Annotated in this window: 21 protein-coding genes; 13 read left to right on the plus strand and 8 right to left on the minus strand. The window is 71.3% G+C overall.

Annotated elements, in window-relative coordinates; translation table 11 throughout:
• The first annotated feature begins 8 nt into the window (after nucleotides 1-8).
• The 5 genes from EDD93_RS20570 to EDD93_RS20590 all read left to right on the plus strand — a co-directional run bounded on the left by EDD93_RS20570 (nucleotide 9) and on the right by EDD93_RS20590 (nucleotide 4,250).
• Nucleotides 9-458, plus strand: coding sequence for an SRPBCC family protein (locus EDD93_RS20570; protein WP_123526541.1), 450 nt, complete (start codon nucleotides 9-11; stop codon nucleotides 456-458).
• Between the two features lie 4 nt (nucleotides 459-462).
• A complete protein-coding gene (locus tag EDD93_RS20575) occupies nucleotides 463-1,728 on the plus strand; it encodes an ArsA family ATPase (RefSeq protein ID WP_123526542.1) in 1,266 nt (421 codons plus the stop codon).
• An 83-nt stretch (nucleotides 1,729-1,811) separates the two neighbouring features.
• The gene (locus EDD93_RS20580; RefSeq protein ID WP_123526543.1) at nucleotides 1,812-2,270 is read left to right on the plus strand and encodes a DUF5304 domain-containing protein; all 459 of its coding nucleotides are present in this window, start codon (nucleotides 1,812-1,814) and stop codon (nucleotides 2,268-2,270) included.
• Nucleotides 2,271-2,343: 73 nt separating this feature from the next.
• Nucleotides 2,344-3,285 carry an ROK family glucokinase gene (locus EDD93_RS20585; protein ID WP_123526544.1) on the plus strand — a complete coding sequence of 314 codons (942 nt, stop codon included), beginning with the start codon at nucleotides 2,344-2,346 and terminating at the stop codon, nucleotides 3,283-3,285.
• 143 nt (nucleotides 3,286-3,428) lie between these two features.
• A complete protein-coding gene (locus EDD93_RS20590; RefSeq protein WP_185092389.1) occupies nucleotides 3,429-4,250 on the plus strand; it encodes an endonuclease/exonuclease/phosphatase family protein in 822 nt (273 codons plus the stop codon).
• 70 nt (nucleotides 4,251-4,320) lie between these two features.
• Here the strand turns inward: EDD93_RS20590 and EDD93_RS20595 are convergent, their stop codons facing one another.
• Together EDD93_RS20595 and EDD93_RS20600 are read right to left on the minus strand one after the other, a co-directional pair.
• The gene (locus tag EDD93_RS20595) at nucleotides 4,321-5,001 is read right to left on the minus strand and encodes a hypothetical protein (protein ID WP_123526545.1); all 681 of its coding nucleotides are present in this window, start codon (nucleotides 4,999-5,001) and stop codon (nucleotides 4,321-4,323) included.
• On the minus strand, nucleotides 4,994-5,773 hold the full coding sequence (locus tag EDD93_RS20600) for a carboxylesterase (protein ID WP_123526546.1): 780 nt from the start codon (nucleotides 5,771-5,773) through the stop codon (nucleotides 4,994-4,996). Before EDD93_RS20600 ends, EDD93_RS20595 begins: the two co-directional genes overlap by 8 nt.
• A 194-nt stretch (nucleotides 5,774-5,967) precedes the next feature.
• Between EDD93_RS20600 and EDD93_RS20605 the strand changes: the two genes are divergently transcribed.
• From EDD93_RS20605 to EDD93_RS20625, 5 genes are all read left to right on the plus strand, one after another.
• A complete protein-coding gene (locus EDD93_RS20605) occupies nucleotides 5,968-6,741 on the plus strand; it encodes a 1-acyl-sn-glycerol-3-phosphate acyltransferase (protein ID WP_185092390.1) in 774 nt (257 codons plus the stop codon).
• A gap of 54 nt (nucleotides 6,742-6,795) precedes the next feature.
• Nucleotides 6,796-8,022, plus strand: a complete 1,227-nt coding sequence (gene macS / locus EDD93_RS20610; RefSeq protein ID WP_123527889.1) for a MacS family sensor histidine kinase — start codon at nucleotides 6,796-6,798, stop codon at nucleotides 8,020-8,022.
• A complete protein-coding gene (locus EDD93_RS20615) occupies nucleotides 8,019-8,711 on the plus strand; it encodes a response regulator transcription factor (RefSeq protein ID WP_123526548.1) in 693 nt (230 codons plus the stop codon). The genes macS and EDD93_RS20615 overlap by 4 nt, the downstream gene beginning before the upstream one ends.
• 111 nt (nucleotides 8,712-8,822) lie before the next feature.
• Nucleotides 8,823-9,851: a 6-phosphofructokinase gene (locus EDD93_RS20620; protein ID WP_123526549.1), complete on the plus strand. Its 1,029-nt coding sequence runs from the start codon at nucleotides 8,823-8,825 to the stop codon at nucleotides 9,849-9,851.
• Nucleotides 9,852-9,985: 134 nt separating this feature from the next.
• Complete coding sequence (locus EDD93_RS20625; RefSeq protein WP_123526550.1) at nucleotides 9,986-10,990, plus strand: 2-hydroxyacid dehydrogenase; 1,005 nt, start codon at nucleotides 9,986-9,988, stop codon at nucleotides 10,988-10,990.
• 23 nt (nucleotides 10,991-11,013) lie between these two features.
• Here the strand turns inward: EDD93_RS20625 and EDD93_RS20630 are convergent, their stop codons facing one another.
• The 3 genes from EDD93_RS20630 to EDD93_RS20640 form a co-directional block, all read right to left on the minus strand.
• Nucleotides 11,014-12,918, minus strand: a complete 1,905-nt coding sequence (locus tag EDD93_RS20630; protein ID WP_123526551.1) for an anthranilate synthase family protein — start codon at nucleotides 12,916-12,918, stop codon at nucleotides 11,014-11,016.
• A 101-nt stretch (nucleotides 12,919-13,019) separates the two neighbouring features.
• On the minus strand, nucleotides 13,020-13,076 hold the full coding sequence (locus EDD93_RS40825) for a trp operon leader peptide (protein WP_073735655.1): 57 nt from the start codon (nucleotides 13,074-13,076) through the stop codon (nucleotides 13,020-13,022).
• Nucleotides 13,077-13,171: 95 nt separating this feature from the next.
• Nucleotides 13,172-16,000, minus strand: coding sequence for an N-acetylmuramoyl-L-alanine amidase (locus EDD93_RS20640; RefSeq protein WP_123526553.1), 2,829 nt, complete (start codon nucleotides 15,998-16,000; stop codon nucleotides 13,172-13,174).
• A 157-nt stretch (nucleotides 16,001-16,157) separates the two neighbouring features.
• On the opposite strand from EDD93_RS20640, the gene EDD93_RS20645 reads away from it, so the two are divergent.
• Together EDD93_RS20645 and EDD93_RS20650 are read left to right on the plus strand one after the other, a co-directional pair.
• Nucleotides 16,158-17,504: a class II 3-deoxy-7-phosphoheptulonate synthase gene (locus tag EDD93_RS20645; protein WP_164494414.1), complete on the plus strand. Its 1,347-nt coding sequence runs from the start codon at nucleotides 16,158-16,160 to the stop codon at nucleotides 17,502-17,504.
• Nucleotides 17,505-17,674: 170 nt separating this feature from the next.
• On the plus strand, nucleotides 17,675-17,941 hold the full coding sequence (locus EDD93_RS20650; RefSeq protein ID WP_123526554.1) for a bacterioferritin-associated ferredoxin: 267 nt from the start codon (nucleotides 17,675-17,677) through the stop codon (nucleotides 17,939-17,941).
• Between the two features lie 37 nt (nucleotides 17,942-17,978).
• Here EDD93_RS20650 and bfr read toward each other — a convergent pair whose 3' ends face one another.
• A complete protein-coding gene (gene bfr / locus EDD93_RS20655) occupies nucleotides 17,979-18,458 on the minus strand; it encodes a bacterioferritin (RefSeq protein WP_123526555.1) in 480 nt (159 codons plus the stop codon).
• Between the two features lie 154 nt (nucleotides 18,459-18,612).
• On the opposite strand from bfr, the gene EDD93_RS20660 reads away from it, so the two are divergent.
• Nucleotides 18,613-19,245, plus strand: a complete 633-nt coding sequence (locus EDD93_RS20660) for a sulfite oxidase-like oxidoreductase (RefSeq protein WP_123526556.1) — start codon at nucleotides 18,613-18,615, stop codon at nucleotides 19,243-19,245.
• Between the two features lie 48 nt (nucleotides 19,246-19,293).
• Here EDD93_RS20660 and EDD93_RS20665 read toward each other — a convergent pair whose 3' ends face one another.
• Entirely contained in the window at nucleotides 19,294-19,758 is a 465-nt protein-coding gene (locus EDD93_RS20665; RefSeq protein ID WP_123527890.1) for a DUF4396 domain-containing protein, read from the minus strand.
• Between the two features lie 165 nt (nucleotides 19,759-19,923).
• The gene (locus EDD93_RS20670) at nucleotides 19,924-20,781 is read right to left on the minus strand and encodes a deoxyribonuclease IV (RefSeq protein WP_123526557.1); all 858 of its coding nucleotides are present in this window, start codon (nucleotides 20,779-20,781) and stop codon (nucleotides 19,924-19,926) included.
• Between the last annotated feature and the right edge of the window lie 6 nt (nucleotides 20,782-20,787).

Consider the following 20,787-nt stretch of genomic DNA (forward strand, 5'->3'; position numbering starts at 1 on the left):
CCACAGCGATGGCTGAACACACCAGCTCGACGATCACGATCGAGGCGGCACCGGCCGACGTCATGGGCGTGATCGCCGACTTCGACCGCTACCCGGAATGGACCGGCGAGGTCAAGGAGGCCGAGGTGCTCGCCACCGACGACCACGGCCGCGCCGAGAAGGTCCGCCTGGTCCTCGACGCCGGAGCGATCAAGGACGACCACACCCTCGCCTACACCTGGATCGGCGACTACGAGGTCAGCTGGACCCTGGTCAAGTCCCAGATGCTGCGCGCCATCGACGGCTCCTACGCGCTGGCCCCGCTCGGCGACGGCGACCGCACCGAGGTCACCTACCGGCTGACCGTCGACGTCAAGATCCCGATGCTCGGCATGATCAAGCGCAAGGCCGAGAAGGTCATCATCGACCGCGCCCTGGCCGGACTGAAGAAGCGCGTCGAGTCCGTCCCGAAGGCCTGACCCGGTGCGTACGGTCCTGGTCACCGGCCCCGGCGGCGCCGGCCGTACCACCGTCGCGGCGGCGACCGCGCTGGCCGGCGCACGCCGGGGCGCCCGCACCCTGCTGATCTCCGCGGACGCCATACCCGGCTTCCCCTCCGCCACCGAACCCGCGCAGGTCACCGACAGCCTGTGGTCCGTACGGACCGACTCCGCAGAGCACTTCCGCGGCGAACTCCTCGCCCTTCAGGACCAGCTGTCCGCAGTACTCGGCCTGCTGGGCGGCAACCGGCTGGACGGTGAGGAACTCACCGAACTCCCCGGCAGCGACCAGCTCGCCCTCCTGCACAGCCTGCGCCGCGCCGCCCGCGGCGACTGGTCCCGGGACGGCTACGACCTCCTCGTCGTCGACCTGCCGCCGCTGCGCGAGGCCCTCGCCGTACTGGCCCTGCCCGAACAGCTGCGCCGCTACCTGCGCCGGCTGCTGCCCCAGGAACGCCAGGCCGCCCGCGCCCTGCGCCCGATGCTGGCCCAGCTGGCCGGCGTGCCGATGCCCGCCCAGTGGCTGTACGAGGCCGCGGCCCGGCGCGACGCCGAACTCGCCCAGGTCCAGGCCATCGTCGAGGACCGGGCCACCACCCTGCGCATCGTCGCGGAGCCCGGCCCGGCCGCCGAGGACGCCCTGCGCGCCGCCCGGACCGGACTCGCGCTGCAGGGGCTGCGCGTCGACGCCCTGGTGGCCAACCGGGTACTGCCCCGGCACTCCCCGGACCCCTGGTTCGCCGCGCTCTCCGCACAGCAGGACAAGTGCCTCGACCACTGGCGCGAGGAGTGGGCCGCCGAGGCCCCGCCGGTGGAGGTGCCCCACCTGGGCCGTGACCCGCAGGGCCCCGACGACCTCATCGCCCTCACCGGCGCCGACGACGCGCTCGGCGTGTCCGTGGCGGACCGGGCCCCGGGCCGCGCCGAGGACCCCTGGTGGATCGAGGAGTCCGGCGCGCCGGAGGGAGCGGCCGGAGCGGACAGCGGTGACGGCTCGCAGGCCCCACCCGCCCCGGGCGCCCCGGACGGGATACTGATCTGGTGCCTGCGGCTGCCCGGCGCGGTCAAGAAGGACCTCCAGCTGGTCCGGCGCGGCAGCGAACTCCTGCTCACCGTCGGCCCGTTCCACCGCATCGTGCCCCTGGAGTCGGCGCTGCGCCGCTGCACCGTCTCCGGCGCCGCGCTCACCGACGGTGTCCTGCGTGTCCGGTTCACACCCGACCCGGACCTGTGGCCCAGGACTGACTGAACGGCTCGCGGCCGTTCGGGTAACGTCGTAAGTACGGGTCCCGTGTGCCGGGCCGCCGGCCACCCACCTCGCAGGAGTCCGCCATGAGCGAAGCCACCGATCGTCCCGCCGACGACGACGCGTGGGCCCAGGCCTGCGCCGAGGACCTCGCCGCCGAGAAGGCCCGCCGCCGCGGCGAGTACGGTCCGCCGCCCGGCTCCGCCGCCGAGGAGCTGCGCAAGCTGATGGACGCCGTGGCCGACAAGGTCTCCTCCCTCCAGTCGCCGCTGTTCGGCATGGCGGCCCAGGGCGCGGTCCAGCAGGTCATCAGGCAGGCGAAGTCCGCGGTCGAGCCCGTCATCGAGCGCAATCCGGACGTTTTCGACCACATCGCCGCAGCGGGCGGTGAACTGCTCGCCGCCTACCGCTCGGCCGTCGAGGGTCAGGAACGCCGTTGGACCCAGGGTGCGGGGGACCCGGCGGGCACCGAAAAGAAGGCGGACGAGCCCACCGGCCCCCGGGACGAGGGGCCGGCCACCGGCGAACAGATCGACCTGGACTGACCGGCGCCGACAGGACGGGGCCCGGCCTCGGGTACGGTTGCCCCAGCGGGGCTCGACCGAAACTGAGGGATTCATGGGACTCACCATCGGCGTCGATATCGGCGGCACGAAGATCGCAGCTGGAGTGGTCGACGAAGAGGGCCACATCCTCTCGACCTTCAAGGTGCCGACCCCGCCGACGGCCGAAGGCATCGTGGACGCGATCGCGGCGGCGGTGTCCGGCGCGAGCGAGGGGCACCCGGTCGAGGCGGTCGGCATCGGCGCGGCCGGATACGTCGACGACAAGCGGGCCACGGTGCTGTTCGCACCGAACATCAACTGGCGGCACGAGCCGCTCAAGGACAAGGTCGAGCAGCGCGTCGGCCTTCCGGTGGTCGTGGAGAACGACGCCAACGCGGCGGCCTGGGGCGAATACCGCTTCGGCGCGGGCCAGGGCCACGACGATGTCATCTGCATCACGCTCGGCACCGGTCTCGGCGGCGGCATCATCATCGGCAACAAGCTGCGCCGCGGACGCTTCGGCGTGGCCGCCGAGTTCGGCCACATCCGGGTCGTCCCGGACGGTCTGCTCTGCGGCTGCGGCAGCCAGGGCTGCTGGGAGCAGTACGCCTCGGGCCGGGCACTCGTCCGGTACGCGAAGCAGCGCGCCAACGCCACCCCCGAGAACGCCACGATCCTGCTGTCGCTCGGCGACGGCACGGTCGAGGGCATCGAGGGCAAGCACATCAGCGAGGCCGCCCGCCAGGGCTGCCCCGTGGCCGTCGACTCGTTCCGCGAACTGGCCCGCTGGGCCGGCGCCGGACTGGCCGACCTCGCCTCGCTGTTCGACCCGTCCGCCTTCATCGTCGGCGGCGGCGTGTCGGACGAGGGCGAGTTGGTGCTCGACCCGATCCGCAAGTCGTTCCGGCGCTGGCTGATCGGCGGCGAGTGGCGCCCGCACGCCCAGGTCCTCGCGGCCCAACTGGGCGGCAAGGCCGGTCTGGTGGGCGCTGCGGACCTGGCCCGGCAGGGCTGACCCGGCCGGATACGGACACACCGGACGCCCGTCGCGCCCCGGGGAGCGTCCGTGAAGTGTCGTCGTCCGCCCGGAGAGCGGGCCAGGCGAAACTTCACGGACACGACCCGGGAGCGGCGGGCGTCCGTCGTATCGTGAGCGCCATGGCCATGATGTCGCTGCCAGAATCCCGTACCGAGCAGGACGGCTCGGCCGTCATCAGAGTGCTCGGCTACAACATCCGGTCGATGCGCGACGACCCCGCCGCGCTGGCCCGGGTCATCCGCGCCTGCGCACCCGATCTGGTCCTCGTCCAGGAGGCGCCGCGCTTCTTCCGCTGGCGCAAGTACGCCGCCCGGCTCGCCGCCGCCAGTGAGCTGGTGATCCTCGGCGGCGGAGCCACCGCGGCCGGACCGCTGCTGCTCTGCTCGCTGCGCGTCGCGGCGGAGCGTACCGAGGACGTCCTGCTGCCGCTCACCCCGGGGCTGCACCGCAGGGGCTTCGCCACCGCGGTCGTCCGGATCGCGGGCACCCGGATCGGTGTGCTGAGCTGCCATCTGAGTCTGCGCCGCGAGGAGCGCCTCGCCCAGGCGGAGGCGCTGCTCGGCCGGCTGGACGCGATGGGCGTGGAGCACGCCGTGGTCGGCGGTGACCTCAATGAGCCACCGGGCGGCCAGGCGTTCCGGCGGCTGGCCACCCGGCTCCAGGACTGCTGGACGGCACGGCCCAGGGGCGGTGAGCACACCTTCCCGCCGCACGACCCGCGCAAGCGGATCGACGCGCTCTTCGCGACCGGTGGCATCGAGGTGCTGGGCTGCGGCGTCCCGGCCGGGCTGCCCGGGGTGGCGGAGGACGACCTGCTGGCCGCCTCCGACCACCTGCCGGTGCTGGCCGCGCTGCGGGTGCCGGCGGTGCGGGGTGCGGGTCCTCCGCCGGGCGACGGGGCTCAGTCCTCAATCGCCGCACCGGCCAAGCCCGTCCGGTGATTGAGGACGGAACCCCGCACCAAGGACAGGGGTAACCACGCATAGGCACAGCCACCCCGCAGGAGGCCCCTCAGACCACCGCGCCGCGGCCGGGGTCGTCGCCGTCCTCGTCGTCGTGCTCCATCCGCGCCACCAGCGTCGCGAAGCCGCCCAGGAAACCGCCGACGCAGACCGTCGTCAGCCACCAGGTCATCTCCCACCGCAGCAGCACCGCGAGCAGCAGCAGGACCGGTCCGCCGATCACCGCCAGCCAGGCGAACTTGGCCGTCACATCGGCCTCCGGCAGCGGAGGCGGCTCGGGCGGCACGAAGTGGCCCTCGCCGCTGTCGTCGCCGTCGTCCGCCTCACCCGGGGCCGGCTCCGCCGGCTCGTAGTCACGCGGGCCGGCGCCGACGCCGGGGGCGAACACCACCGAGCTGCCGAGCGGCTTCTCCGGCGGCTTGGGCGGGCGCTTGCCGATGCCCTTGTCGGGGTCCAGGGCGGTCAGCGGACCGTCCTCCAGCAGGGCGACGTCCTCGATGGACCGGAACGGCCTGGCGCCCGGCGGGTCCGGCGGCTCGTCGCCGTACCCCGCGACGATCGCCTTCCAGACGGCGTCCTCGTCCACCGGGCGCTCCCCGTCGCCTGCCCGGTCCGTGCCGGGGGGCTCCGGAGGTGGTGCGCCGCCGTCATCGGGGACGGCCGCTCCCTCGGCGGGGAGCGGCTCCCGCTCCTCCTCGCTGCCCGCGCGATCCGCGTCGTGCTCAGCCACCGGACGTGCTCCCCTTCTTCCCGACGCTCGGAGCGAGGCGGCCGATGAACGAGTAGCTCTCGTCGAAGATCCGCTCCGCATCGTGGTCCAACGTCGCGACGTGGTAGCTCTGTTCCAGGAGGATCTCCTCGACGTCCCGCGACGACACCCGGCTCAGGATCCGGGCCGAGTCGGCGGGCGGCACGACGTGGTCCTGCGGGCTGTGCAGGAGCAGGAGCGGCTGGGTCACCTGGGGCAGTTCGGCGTCGACCAGCCGGAAGAACCTCCGCACCGAGTGCGCCGCGTGCAGCGGCACCCGGTCGTAGCCGACCTCCTCCGAGCCCGCCAGGGCGATGTCGCTGACCAGGCCCTTCGTCGTCGGCACCAGATGGCGGGCGACCGGCAGCGCGTGCGCGGCGAGACCGTGCACCTTGTTGGCCGGGTTGACGAGCACCAGACCCCGGACCGCGTCACCGTGCTTCGCCGCGAGCCGCAGCGCGAGGGCGCCGCCCATGGAGAGACCGAAGACGAAGACCTGCGAGCACCGCTCCAGCAGCGACCGCAGCTCCCGGTCCACCTCCGCGTACCAGTCCTGCCAGCCGGTCACCTGCATGTCCTGCCAGCGGGTGCCGTGCCCGGGGAGCAGCGGCAGCGAGACCGTGAGCCCGCGGTCCGCCAGATAGCCGGCCCAGGGGCGCAGCGACTGCGGTGAACCGGTGAATCCGTGACAGAGGAGGACGCCGACCTCTCCGCCCTCGTGGCGGAACGGCTCGGCTCCAGGAAGGACCGGCACCGGGGTCTCCTGTTCGTGAGGCTCACGGGGGAGCGAAAGGGGGAGTGCAGAGGATTACTTCACCGTACGCGACCGGACCGACACCGACCAGGGTCGTCACCGGCACGGGCCGGGTACCCCGGGCCCCGCCGGGCAGGAGCAGGGGAGGCAGGACGGGTTAGGGTCTGACCGACGGCACACAGGAGGCACCCGAGTTGATCTACGGCGCTATGAAGTTCTCCATCGGCGGGTCTCTGAAGCTCGCCTTCAGGCCGTGGGTGGAGGGCCTGGAGAACATCCCCGCGCAGGGGCCGGCGATCCTCGCGAGCAACCATCTGTCGTTCTCGGACTCCTTCTTCCTGCCCGCTGTCCTGGACCGCAGGGTCACCTTCATCGCCAAGGCCGAGTACTTCACCGCGCCGGGGGTCAAGGGCAAGCTGACCGCCGCGTTCTTCAAGGGCGTCGGCCAGCTCCCGGTGGACCGCTCCGGCGCCCGGGGGGCCGGCGAGGCGGCGATCAAGGCCGGCATCGAGGTGATCGAGAGCGGCGGCCTCTTCGGCATCTACCCCGAGGGCACCCGCTCGCCCGACGGCCGGCTCTACCGGGGCAAGCCCGGCGGGCTCGCCCGGGTGGCGCTCGCGACCGGGGCGCCGGTCATCCCCGTCGCGATGATCGACACGGAGAAGATCCAGCCGCCGGGCCAGGTGATGCCCAGGCTGATGCGCCCGGGGATCAGGATCGGCCGGCCGCTCGACTTCAGCCGCTACCACGGCATGGAGGGCGACCGCTTCATCCTGCGCTCGGTCACCGACGAGGTGATGTACGAGATCATGAGGCTCTCCGGGCAGGAGTACGTCGACATCTACGCGACCGCCGCCAAGCGGCAGCTCGCGGACGAGGCGAAGCGGCAGGCGGAGGCCGCGAAGAAGGCCGGGACCGGACGCCGGGACGAGCGGCAGGGTACGGACGAGGACCGCGGCGGCGCCTGAGCGGGCGCCGGCCGGTCCGGGGGCGGGGAGAAGTCCGGCGTGGGGGAGAAGAAGATGGTCAAGCGCGTGCGGGTCGTGCGGATGTCGGTCGAGCAGCCGCTGTGGCGTGCCCTGACCGCATACCGCATCCTGACGATGCTCTACGCGATCCTGCTCGCCGTCTTCGGACGCGACAAGTACGAACGGCCGTGGGTGGCCATCGCCTTCCTGACGGTCATGACCCTCTGGACGCTCGCCACCCTCCCGAAGGTCGCCGGCGCGGTGGCCTGCACCAAGCGCTTCCTCGGCACCGATCTGGCGCTCGCCCTGGCCGGTATCCTCCTGACCCCGCTCGCCGACTTCCAGGCCCAGCACATCGACGGCCCGACCCTGCCGTCCATCTGGACCGCGGGCTCCGTACTGGCCTTCGCGATCAAGGGCGGCTGGCGCTGGGCGGCCTTCGCCTCCACCTTCGTCGCGGTCGCCAACCTCGTCGAGCGCGCCGAACCCAGCCGCGACACCCTGCACAACGTCCTGCTGGTCTGGGTCGCCTCCATCGCGATCGGTTACGTCGTCGAGGTCGCCCGCGCCAGTGAGCGCACCCTCGCCCGCGCCCTGGAGATCGAGGCGGCCACCCGGGAACGGGAGCGCCTCGCCCGCGACATCCACGACAGCGTGCTCCAGGTCCTGGCGATGGTGCAGCGACGGGGTGCGGCGATCGGCGGCGAGGCCGCCGAGCTGGGCCGGATGGCCGGGGAGCAGGAGGTCGCCCTGCGCACCCTGGTCTCCAGCGGCCTGGTGCCGCCCACCCGGCTCTCCGAGGACGCCGCGGACGGCGCCGTGGTGCGTACCGTCGAGGCGGACGACGACGAGAGCGGCGTGCCCGGCGAGACCGATCTGCGGGCCCTGCTCGCCCCGCACGCCGGCTCCCGGGTCAGCTTCGCGGAGCCCGGCGCCCCGGTGCTGCTGGCGCCCGCGGCGGCGACGGAGCTGGCGGCCGCGGTCAGCGCGGCCCTGGACAATGTCCGGGTGCACGCGGGGGAGGACGCGCAGGCCTGGATCCTGGTCGAGGACTGGCCGGACGAGGTGATCGTCACGGTCCGGGACGACGGGCCGGGCATCCCGGAAGGACGGCTCGCCCAGGCCGAGGGCGAGGGGCGGCTCGGCGTCGCCCTGTCGATACGCGGCCGGCTGCGGGAGCTGGGCGGTACGGCCGAGCTGATCTCGGTGCCCGGACAGGGCACCGAGGTCGAATTGAAGGTTCCGAAGATCTCACGGGGGAAGGCGGGCGCGGTCCGATGAACGCAGCACACGAAGAGGGCGCCCAGCGGCGGGCGATCAGGGTGATGGTGGTCGACGACCACCCGATGTGGCGCGACGCCGTCGCCCGCGACCTCGCGGAGTCCGGCTTCGACGTGGTCGCGACCGCCGGAGACGGCCCCCAGGCGGTCCGCCGGGCCGGGGCGGTCACCCCCGACGTCCTGGTCCTGGACCTCAACCTGCCCGGGATGCCGGGCGTCCAGGTCTGCAAGGAGCTCGTCGGCTCGCACCCCGGGCTGCGGGTCCTGGTGCTCTCCGCGAGCGGCGAGCACGCCGACGTGCTGGAGGCGGTCAAGTCGGGCGCCACCGGCTATCTGCTCAAGTCAGCGAGCACCCAGGAGCTGACCGAGGCGGTCCGCTCCACCGCGGCCGGCGACCCGGTCTTCACCCCCGGCCTGGCCGGACTCGTACTCGGTGAGTACCGAAGGCTGGCCTCCGAGCCCGCGCCGGCCGCCTCCGACGAACCCAAGGCCCCGGAGCTCACCGACCGGGAGACCGAGGTGCTGCGGCTGGTCGCCAAGGGACTCTCGTACAAGCAGATCGCGGAGCGGCTGGTCATCTCGCACCGCACCGTCCAGAACCATGTGCAGAACACCCTGGGCAAGCTCCAGTTGCACAACAGGGTGGAGCTGGTGCGGTACGCGATCGAGCGCGGCCTCGACGACGTCTGAGATCAATTCCCGTGCATTGCACGGGAATTGACCATCCGACCCATCCCGAAGTGACCTGGATCACCCTTAGCGTGGTGATGAATGGGCTCACTTCGGCGAAGGGATGCTTCCATGCGGGTCGGAGTACTGACCGGGGGCGGCGACTGCCCCGGGCTCAACGCGGTCATCCGTGCCGTCGTCCGCAAGGGCGTGCAGGAGTACGACTACGACTTCATCGGATTCCGGGACGGCTGGCGCGGGCCGCTGGAGGGGGTGACGGTCCCGCTCTCCATCCCGGCGGTGCGCGGCATCCTGCCGCGCGGCGGCACCATCCTCGGCTCCTCGCGCACCAACCCGCTCAAGGCGGAGCACGGCGTCCGCCGGATCCGGGACAACCTCGACCGGCACGGGGTCGACGCACTCGTCACCATCGGCGGCGAGGACACCCTCGGAGTGGCGGCGACCCTGTCCGAGGAGTACGGCATCCACTGCGTCGGCGTACCCAAGACCATCGACAACGACCTGTCCGCCACCGACTACACCTTCGGATTCGACACCGCCGTCAACATCGCCACCGAGGCCATCGACCGGCTGCACACCACGGCCGAGTCCCATATGCGCGTCCTCGTCGTCGAGGTGATGGGCCGCCACGCCGGCTGGATCGCGCTCCACTCGGGACTGGCAGGCGGCGCCAACGTCATCCTCGTCCCGGAACAGCGCTTCGACGTCGACCGGGTCTGCGCCTGGGTCGCCTCCCGGTTCCGGGCGAGCTACGCCCCGATCGTGGTGGTCGCCGAGGGAGCCATGCCCGCGCAGGGCGAGATGGTCCTCAAGGACGGCTCGCAGGACTCCTTCGGCCATGTCCGGCTCTCCGGAGTCGGTGAGTGGCTGGCCAAGGAGATCGAGCGCCGCACCGGCAAGGAGGCCAGGACCACGGTCCTGGGCCACGTCCAGCGCGGCGGCACCCCCAGCGCCTTCGACCGCTGGCTCGCCACCCGGTTCGGGCTGCACGCCATCGACGCCGTGCACGACGGCGACTTCGGGAAGATGGTCGCCCTGAACGGCACGGACATCGTGCGGGTGCCGATCGCGGAGGCGACCGCCCGCCTCAAGACGGTCGACCCGGCGCTCTACGCGGAGGCGGAGGTCTTCTTCGGCTGAGCCGCCGCGTCCGGCCGGGCGGCGGCCCGGGGAGCCCGGCCTTATATTCGCGATGACCGGACCGGGTCCGGACCCGCGCCCCCGGCGCGATGACCGGACCCGGCAGCCCGCCCGCACCAGTCACGGGAGACGTCGTGGAAATCCTGGCCTTCGGTGTGCAGTCCGACGAGAAGCCGCTGATCGAGAAAGCCTTCGCCGGGAAGCACGAGGTCCGCTGCCTGGACGTCTTCCTGAACCGGGACACCGCACCCATCGCCGCCGGCTACGAGGTCATCTCCACCAGCGTCAACGCCGACCTGGGCAGCGGTGTGCTGCAGACCCTCGCGGCCGGCGGCACCCAGATGATCGCCCAGCGCTCCACCGGCTTCAACAACATCGACCTGGACGTCGCCGAACGCCTGGCCATGCGGGTGGCCCGGGTCTCCTACTACTCCCCGTACTCCGTCGCCGAATTCGCCTGGGCCCTCGCCATGGCGGTCAACCGCCGCGTCATCCGGGCCGCGAGCCGCACCCGCGACTTCGACTTCCGTCTCGACGGGCTGCTCGGCCGGGACATGCACGGCCGCACGGCCGGTGTCATCGGCACCGGCAAGATCGGTGAGGCCTTCACCCGTATCGCCCATGGCTTCGGCATGAATCTGCTGGGCTGGGACGTCGCGGAGAACCCGGCCTGCACCGGGCTCGGCATGCGGTACGTCGACAAGGAGCAGCTCCTGGCCGAGTCCGACCTGATCAGCCTGCACGTCCCGCTGCTTCCCTCGACCCACCACGTCATCGGCAGGGACGCCCTGGCCCGTATGAAGGACGACGCGATCCTGATCAACTCCAGCCGGGGCGGACTCGTCGACACCCACGCCCTGGTCGGGGAGTTGCGGGCCGGCCGGTTCCTCGGCGTCGGGCTCGACGTGTACGAGGCCGAGGCCGGGCTCTTCTTCCTGGACAAGTCCCTGGAGGGCGTCGACGACGACACCCTGGCCCGGCTGGTCACCTTCCCCAACGTCATCGTCACCTCGCACCAGGCGTACTACACCGAGGACGCGGTGGGCCAGATCATCGAGGCCACCGTCCAGAACGTCGACGACTACCTGGCCCGCCGCCACGGCGACAGCGTCCTGGTCCCGGCGGCGCCCGGGTCCTGACCACGGCGGACCCGGGCAGCCTCTCAGCCGCGCACCGGCAGCCCCGCCAGCAGCTCGCCCACGATCGTCGCGCCGCGCAGCGTCAGCACCGACTCCGGGTGGAACTGCACCGAGGCGAAGCCGTCCCCGCGCAGCGCGTGCAGCTCCCCGGTCGCCCCGTCCACGCTCGCCTCGATGCCGTGCGCCGCCAGCTCGGTGACCGCGGCCTCGTCGCAGCGCGCGGTGAAGCTGTTGTAGAAGCCGACGGTCTCCGGGCGGCCGAACAGATCGATCCGGGTCTGCGCACCCTGGTACGGCACCGCCTTGCGGACGATGTCGAGCCCCAGTTCCGCCGCGATCAGCTCATGGCCCAGGCACACCCCCAGCAGCCCGTGCCGGTGGTCCCGGACCAGCTCCGCGGCCAGCGCCCGCAGCAGCCGCATCTTCGGATCGTCCCGGTCGCCCGGATTCCCCGGCCCCGGGCCCAGCACCACGGGCCCCTCGTGCGCCCGCACGGTCTCGCGCAGCCCCGGCTCGTCGTAGCGGCGCACCGACACATCGAGCCCCGACGCCCGCAGCACGTGCCCCAGCATCGCGGTGAACGTGTCCTCGCCGTCGATCACCAGGGCGTGGCCGGACAGGGCGTCGGTGCGCTCCTGCATCCGCAGCCAGAACGGCGCGAGCCCGTCCCGCCGGGCGTCCAGCGCCGCCCGCACCCGGGGGTCGGCGGCCAGCCGGGGCCGGGCGCCCTCGGCCCTCGGCCGTCCCGGCCGCACCCCCAGCGCGGTCAGCACGCCGGCCGCCTTGGCGTGGGTCTCCGCCACCTCGCTCTCCGGGTCGGAGTGCCGCACCAGCGTCGCCCCGACCGGGACCCGCAGCTCACCTTCGGGCGAGATGTCGGCGGTCCGGATCAGGATCGGCGAGTCCAGGGTCTGCGCCCCGTCCGGGCCCTGCCGCAGCAGCGCCAGCGCGCCCGCGTAGTAGCCGCGCCCGCCGGACTCGTACCGCTCGATGACCCGGCAGGCGTTCTGCACCGGGGAGCCGGTGACCGTCGCCGCGAACATGGTCTCCTTCAGCACCTCGCGCACGTCCAGCGAGGAGCGCCCGCGCAACTCGTACTCCGTGTGCGCGAGATGGGCCATCTCCTTGAGCCGGGGGCCGATCACGACGCCGCCCATGTCGCCGACGGTGCACATCATCTTGAGTTCCTCGTCGACCACCATGGAGAGCTCCTCGGTCTCCTTGCGGTCCCCGAGGAACGCCAGCAGGTTCTCGGCGGTCGGCCCTTCGGCGGGGTAGCGGTAGGTGCCGCTGATCGGGTTCATCACGACCGTCCCGCCGGACATCCGCACATGCACCTCGGGGCTGGCCCCGACCAGTGTCCTGGTCCCGGTGTGCACGACGAACGTCCAGTACGCGCCCCGCTCACCGGCCAGCAGCCGCCGGAACAGCGCCAGCGCGTCCGCCCGCCCGAACCCGGGGATCTCGCCCCGGAAGGTCCGCCGGATCACGAAGTTCGCGCCTTCGCCCCGGCCGATCTCGTCCTCGATGACCCGCCGGACGGTCCCGGCGTACTCCTCGTCCGCGACGTCGAACGCCCCGTCCATGACCCGCACCTCGTGCGTGGGGAGCAGTTCCAGCGCCTCGTCGAGCGGCAGCGCGTACGTCTCGTCCGCGACCAGTACGGACAGCGGCGTCCCGTCGTCCCGCACGTCGAAGCCGCGCTCGGCGATCTGCCGGAACGGCACCAGGGCGAGCGAGGGCCGCTCACCGACCGGGAGGTCCGCCAGCCGGTCCACCTCCCGCACCTCACCGATCAGCACCTCTACGGTGTCGTGGTCATGGCCGGGGGTGCGCCTGCGGAGCAGCGCGAACGGCGGGCAGTCCTCGCCCAGGAGTCGCTGGACGATCGTGTGCGGTGCCGGGTGGGGGTTCAGGTGCGGTGTCATGCCGGGGTTCCTTCCAGTGGAATCAGCTGGGAGGAACGGCCCCGTGAAAACGGAAAAGGCCGCCCCTCGGGCGGCCTCTGCGTCTTTCGGTGTACGCGCAGTCAGTGGGCCGCCGGATGAGCGGTCCACCACCAATTACGGGTCGAGTGCGCGAACATGGCTGAACCATAACCCACGATCGGCCACCAGGAGGCCCGCCCCACCCGAAGGATGGAACGGGCCCCGGACGGAGCGGGCCCCGGGCCGGCCGGGATCAGAACAGTGAGTTGTAGATCTGCCAGCCCGTGCCGGCCTTCGCCCTGGCGGAGAAGGGCTTGGCCGCGCTGCCGGTGCCCTTGAGGTACCAGAGTTCGCCCGATCCGTTCACCCCGACCAGATCCCCGATGCCGTCCCGGTTCAGGTCGCTCGGGCCCAGCATCAGCTTGTACGAGCCCCAGCCGGAACCGACCTGGACCCGCTTGGCGTACGGCGCGGTGGCGCTGCCGGTGCCCGTGTAGATCCAGAGCACTCCGGCCTTGTCGCGCGCCACGAAGTCGGCCCTGCCGTCACCGTTCAGGTCGCCGGTGGAGACGACGGCGTCGTAGATCTGCCAGCCGGTGCCGATCCGCGCCCTGGGGGCGAAGGGCTTCGCCGGGTCACCCGTCCCCCTGTAGAAATAGATCACCCCGGAGGCGTTGCGGGCGATCAGGTCGGGCTTGCCGTCCCGGTCCAGGTCGCGCATGCCCCAGATGCCGTTGTACTGGTTCCAGCCGGTGCCGATCCTGAGCCGTGCCCGGTACGGCTTGTCCGGGTTGCCGCTGCCGCGGTAGTACCAGAGCACGCCGTCCTTGTCGCGGGCCACGAGGTCGCCCGTGCCGTCCGCGCGCATCGCGGTCATCGCCGTGACGGCGGTGTAGTTCTGCCAGCCGTAGCCCATCCGGTAGCGCTTGTAGTACGGGGACGCGGCGCTGCCGGTGCCCTGGTACTGCCAGACGTCGCCCGCGCTGTCCCGGCCGATCATGTTGTAGCGGTCCGTCCCGGAATCCGGGACGGTGCTGCTCGCCTGCTGGACGTCGCTCGCCTTCACCCAGCCGATGCGGTGGTTGAACCGGATCGGGTAGAAGAGGTTCGTGCGCCCCTTCACCAGGGTGCGGTCGTTGTCGGCCGTGCCGGCGAACGTGCCCGCGAACCAGTAGTCACCGGCCTGCGCCGGACCGGCCTGGGGATAGGCCTGGCCCGCCGGGACGGTGTACTTCGACAGCGGCTCGCTGTTCTTCCCCTGGACCGGGACGCCGGTGCCCGTGTAGGCGCCGTCCTCCGGGTAGGCACGCCCGTACACCGGGATGGACGTCGCGCCGGCCCTGGGCTTCAGCACCGGCTGGGCGGTCTCGGCCACCGCCTTGGTGAACTGGCCGCCCGGGTTCTGGAACCAGGCCTTCCTCCCGCCGTACCAGATGGCCGTCCAGTCGCCGTTGGCCTCCGCGACGACGTACCTGCCGCCGGCGACGACCTTGTTGCCCCAGTTCGGGCCGTCGGTGGCCTTCACGTTCGGCATGTACGGGTCGGTGATCATCGCCGACGCCGTGGAGGCCGAGGTGTAGAGGTAGCCGAAGTTCGCCGGCTGCTTGGCCACGGCGGCGCCGTCGTACGTCAGCGCCGGCTGGTTGGCCGTGGTGAACGGCGGCACCACCCTGACGACCTGGCCGGCCTTGACCGGACCGCCCGCGCCGCTCGCCCCGGTCGGGGCGCCGATCAGGGACATGTAGTGGTTCCAGTCCCAGAAGGGGCCGGGGTCCCAGTGCTGGGTCGCGACGTTGGCGTCCAGCGGGCCCGGCACCTCGTCGTGGCCGATGATGTGCTCACGGTCGAGCGGGATGGCGAACCGGGCGGCGAGGTACTTCACGAGCGCCGCGGAGGACTCGTACTGCGGCTCGGTGTACCAGCTGCCCGACTTGATCGCGTAGCCCTCGTGCTCGATGCCCACCGAGTGCATGTTCACGGTCTTGTTCGCCGCGTGCCACGCCTCGTTCCTGGTCTCGACCATCTGGGTGACCAGGCCGTCCTTGGCCCGGATCAGATAGTGCGCGCTCGCGTAGGACGCCGGGTTCTGGAAGGTGGCCAGCGAACCCTCGTACCCGCCCTCCGTGTCGTGGATGACGATGGAGCGGATGTCCTCGCCGCTCGCCGGACGGTTCGCGACGTTGTAGTTGCCGAAGTCGTCCGGGGTGGAGCTGTTCTGCTTGTACCCGGCGGGCTTGAAGCCGCAGTTCAGCCCGGACGGACACTCCGGCGCCGGGGCGGCGGTGGTGCTCGCGTTCGTCGCCGCCGGCATGTCCGCAGGCTTGACCGGAACCACCGACGGGTCGGCGGGCAGCGACAGCTGCTGGCCGTCCGCCGTCAGCCGGCTCTCACCGCTCCTGACCGAGTCGAAGACCCGGTCGGCGAAGAGCGTGGCGCCCTTGGTGTCCGCCGCCTGGCTGTAGCGCGCCACGGCCGGGTACCACGCGCCGGCGTCGTCGGGCAGCGAATCGGTGGCCTCGCGCTGGTACTTCGCGAGCAGCGCCGCGCCCGCGCGGATGGACTGCGCCGGGTCCTCCTGCACCGCGCCGGCCGGTCTGCCGATGAGCTTCGCGGCCGCGTCCAGCGTGTGCAGTTCGGCCGCGCCCGTGTCCACCCGCTTCGGCAGGGTGCGCAGCGCGCGGGCGGCGTCGAAGTGCTTCGTCACCGCCGGGTCGCCGCTCATGTTGAGGTGCGCGAGCCGCTCGGCGTCCGTCGGCTGCTCGACGTCGTCCGCGGTGACCCGGGTGAGCCCCATCACGTTGTACGCGCCGCTCGTGCTCGGCTCGCCGTCGTGGCTCTCCCACAGGGTCTGGCGGTAGGAGACCGCCATCAGCACGCTCTGCGGTACGTCGAACTCGCGCGCCGCGTCGCTGAACCGGGCCTGCAGCGCGGTGGCCGCGACCGGGGCGGCCTTGCCGTCGGCCGCCACCGGGTCCTGGGACGCCATGGCGACGGTCGTGACCGCGGCGGTCGCCACGACCGCCGCCCCCACCCCGCAGAACACTCGCCGCTTCCTGAGATCTTTGCGATGGTTCCGCTTCAAAACCCCACCCCTGTGGTCGAATGCGCCAAATCCGAAAGTCGAGACGCTAGCAGCCACCGGCTGTGTCCCGCGTCACTGGCGCGCAACGTCATCCGTCTCAGACCCTGAGCACCAGAAAAAGGAGTCGACACGACCCCGTAATGTGGGACCCGTGACCGTGAACGCCAATACCTCCGTCGCCGGTGGCAACACCTGGCGAGACCTTCCCGCGGCGCAGCAGCCCGAGTACCCCGACTCCGAGGCGCTGCGCGATGTACTCGCGGACCTCGCGTCGTATCCGCCGCTCGTCTTCGCCGGCGAGTGCGACCAGCTGCGCGCCCGCATGGGAGCCGTCGCCAAGGGCGAGGCGTTCCTGCTTCAGGGCGGTGACTGCGCCGAGGCCTTCGACGCCGTGTCGGCCGAGCACATCCGCGCCAAGCTGAAGACGCTGCTCCAGATGAGCGCCGTCCTCACCTACGCGGCCTCCGTGCCCGTCGTCAAGGTGGGCCGGATCGCCGGCCAGTACTCCAAGCCCCGCTCCAAGTCGACCGAGACCCGCGACGGCGTGACCCTGCCGACCTACCGCGGTGACTCCGTCAACGGCTTCGCCTTCACCGAGGCCGAGCGCGTTCCGGACCCGGACCGGCTGAAGCAGATGTACCACGCGTCCGCTTCCACGCTGAACCTCGTCCGCGCCTTCACCACCGGCGGTTACGCCGACCTGCGCCAGGTGCACGCCTGGAACCAGGACTTCGTGAAGTCGTCCCCGTCCGGCCAGCGCTACGAGGCACTGGCCCGCGAGATCGACAACGCGCTGAACTTCATGAAGGCGTGCGGCACGGACCCGGCCGAGTTCAAGGCCGTCGAGTTCTACGCCTCGCACGAGGGCCTGCTGCTGGACTACGAGTCGGCGCTGACCCGCACCGACTCGCGCACCGGCGAGCTGTACGACACCTCGGGCCACATGGTGTGGATCGGTGAGCGCACCCGCCAGATGGACGGCGCGCACATCGAGTTCGCCTCGAAGATCCGCAACCCCATCGGCATCAAGCTCGGGCCGACGACCACCGTCGACGAGGCGCTCGGCTACATCGACCGCCTGGACCCCGAGCGCGAGCCCGGCCGGCTGACCTTCATCGTCCGGATGGGCGCCGACAAGGTCCGCGACAAGCTGCCCGAGCTGGTCGAGAAGGTCACCGCCTCCGGCGCGACCGTCGCCTGGGTCACCGACCCGATGCACGGCAACACCTTCGAGGCCGCGTCCGGTCACAAGACCCGCCGCTTCGATGACGTCCTGGACGAGGTCAAGGGCTTCTTCGAGGTGCACAAGGGCCTCGGCACCCACCCGGGCGGCATCCACGTCGAGCTCACCGGCGACGATGTCACCGAGTGCGTCGGCGGCGGCCACGAGATCTTCGTGGACGATCTGCACCAGCGCTACGAGACGGCCTGCGACCCGCGGCTCAACCGCAGCCAGTCGCTGGACCTCGCGTTCCTGGTCGCCGAGATGTACCGGGACCAGTAGGCATCACCACCGGTAGCGCGGCTACGACTGTGGGGCACGGATCGATGTGATCCGTGCCCCACAGGGCGTTCCGGGGCTTTTACCCACCTTGAGTGGCGGGTAAGGTTAGGTTAGCCTCACCGATTAACGGGGCGGCTGCCACGACCTGTCCCGCCGGGAGGTGAAACCGCATGTACGTCTGCTCGTGTTTCGGCGTTACGGAGCAGCAGGTCAAGAAGCATGCGGAAGCCGGCGCCTGCACGCCCCGCCAGATAGCCTCCGCCTGCAAGGCGGGCACCGACTGCGGCGGCTGTGTGCGCACCATCCAGGCGATGCTCGGCCGCGGCGCCTGCCCGCGCCGCGAACTGCTCGACCAGAAGCAGCCGGCCGGTGCCGTCGAGCGTCTCGACGCGGGCACCGCTCCGGCTCCTGTGGCCGGTTTCCCCGAAGCCGCCTGAGCCCGGCCGGGCGCGGGCACCGGAACATGCGGGCCGGTCAGCTGTCCGGCTGCTCGATCAGCTGCGCGATGTAGAGCGGCTCGCCGAGCTTCTCGACCAGTTCCAGCTGGGTGTCGAGATAGTCGATGTGGTGTTCCTCGTCGGCCAGGATCGACTCGAAGATGTTCGCGGACGTGATGTCGCCCTTGGCGCGCATCAGCTCGATGCCCCGCTTGAGGCGGTCGATCGCCTCCACCTCGACCTGGCGGTCCGCCTGGAACATCTCGGTGACCGTCTGACCCACGCGGACGTGGAAGAGCCGTTGGTAGTTCGGCAGTCCGTCGAGGAACAGAATCCGGTCGGTCAGGATCTCGGCGTGCTTCATCTCGTCGAACGACTCGGAGCGGGTGTACTTCGCGAGCTTCGTCCAGCCGAAGTTTTCCTGCATCTTCGCATGCAGGAAATACTGATTGATGGCAGTCAATTCGGCGGTCAGCTGCTCGTTCAGGAACTCGAGGACCTCGGGGTCGCCCTGCATCGCAGAGACTCCTTCCAACCGGTGAACTGGGCAAGTTGGCCGCATCTTCGCATCGCACCCGGTGGCCGTCCAGTAAGTACACGCTTAGTAAGGCTTGCCCGAATCGTCTCTGCGCTGGTCATGACCACCCCTGCCTGTCTGTCACCATGGAGTCATGGGTCAGCCGGAAAGCCGGGAGAACCGCGCATCAGAGCAGTCCGAGCTTCCGCCGGGACAGCGACTGCAGCGCGGCTGGCCGGTTACCCATTACGGGCCGGTGCCGAAGTTCAAACCCGACCGCTGGGAATTCCGCGTTTTCGGGGCCACCGCCGATGGTGACAAGCACTGCTGGGACCATCAGGAATTCTCGGCGCTGCCGTTCTCCTCGGTCGTCGCCGACCTGCACTGCGTGACGAAATTCAGCATGCTCGGCGCCGAGTGGGGCGGGGTGCTCGTCCGCGACGTCGTCGCACTCGCGCCGCCCGCACCCCATGTCACCCATGTGATGGTCTGGGCCGAATACGGATTCAGCTCGAACCTCAGGATCGACGACTTCATGGCCGAGCGGGCCCTCTTCGCCACCCATAAGGATGGCGAGCTGCTCACCGCCGAGCACGGCTTCCCGCTCCGGCTCGTCGTTCCGCAGCTGTACGCCTGGAAGGGCCCCAAATGGGTCCGGGGCATCGAGTACATGACGGCCGACCGCCGCGGCTTCTGGGAGGAGCGCGGCTACCACAACATCGGCGATCCGTGGCGGGAGCAGCGCTACTCCTACCAGGAGGAGCCCGGGGACGGCCCGGAGCTCTGAGGCTCCGGAGCTCTGAGACCCCCGGGCCCCCGGGGGCCCCGGCCCTGCTCAGTGGTGGTACTGGTGCACCACCGCGTGCCCCTTGCCCCGGCCGATCATCCACTTGTTGACCGGTGTGGTGACGACGAAGGCCACGGCGAGCGAGAGTGCGAGTGTCCCCCAGAACAACGCGTCCGCGAGGGTCGCGTCCATGGCGCCGGGCCACAGGGCGATCAGCCCGTTGTCGATCAGCTCCATCACCGCGATGGAGAGGGTGTCGGCGGCGAGGGCGACGCGGAACGCCGTGCGGAAGCCGACGCCGGCCTTCCGGATGGAGCGCAGCGTCAGCGTGTAGCCGAAGAAGAAGGCCAGCGCGATCGCCGCGAGCATCGTCGCCGTGTTGCCCCAGCCGAGCGCCGTGCCGATCACCATGCCGAGCACCTCACCGATGGCGCATCCGGTGAGGCAGTGCAGGGTGGCCCGAGCCGCCGTCCGCCACCCGACGGCACCGGGAGAATGGCCGGAGTGGCTCATGTGCTCGGCGTGGCCTGTGCGGGCTGCGTGCCCTGCGCGGGCTGTGGGCTCCGTGTGCTCTGCGTGGTCCCGCATGTCGATCCCCCAATGCCGGATGGCGGTTCCTGTCGACTACGGGAACCGTATACCCCCCTGGGGTATTCCGCCATCCGTGGGCGGGCGCGGTCAGCTCCGGTCGCGCAGCTCCTTCAGCCGGGCCACGTCCGCAGCGTGGCCCTCCTTGCCGCCCGGTGTCTCGATGATCAGCGGCACGCCTTCGGCGGCCGGGTGGGAGAACAGCTCCCGGAACGGCTCCTCACCGATGTGACCGGCGCCGATGTTCTCGTGCCGGTCCTTGTGGGCGCCGGCCACGTCCTTGGAGTCGTTGGCGTGGATCAGCTTCAGCCGTCCCGCGCCGACCGTCTCCACCAGCAGGTCCAGCGTCTCCTTCATCCCGCCGGGTCCGGCCAGATCGTGTCCCGCCGCGAAGATGTGGCACGTGTCGAGACAGACGCCGAGCTTCGGATGGGCGTCGAGCGCCTCGAAGTACGGGCCGAAGTCCCAGGTCCGCGAGCAGAGCGAGAAACCCTGGCCGGCGGTCGACTCCAGCAGCAGGAACGGGTCGTCGTCGTGCGTCAGCTCGTCCAACAGCGGCCGCATGTACTCGCGCACCTGGGCCAGCGCCTCCTCGCGCGGCCGGCCGTTGGTCGCCGAGCCGGTGTGCACCACGACGCCCAGGGCGCCGATCTCGCGGGCCCGGCGCAGGGAGTGGCGCAGCGAGTCCACGGACTTCTCGACGGTCGCCGCGGTGTGCGAGCCGAAGTTGATCAGGTACGGGGCATGGACGTACGCCGGTATCGACCCGGCGGCGCACTCGGCGCGGAACTGTTCGTCCTGCGCCGGGGTCCCGGCCGGGGTGGCCCAGCCGCGCGGGTTGGCGACGAAGACCTGGACGGCTTCCGCGCCCATCTCGCGCGCGTAGGGGAGGCCGGCCTTGGCGAGGCCGCCGGCCACCGGCACATGGCCGCCGACAGGGTTGCGCATACGGAT

Source organism: Streptomyces sp. 840.1, assembly GCF_003751445.1.
Taxonomy (GTDB): Bacteria; Actinomycetota; Actinomycetes; order Streptomycetales; family Streptomycetaceae; genus Streptomyces.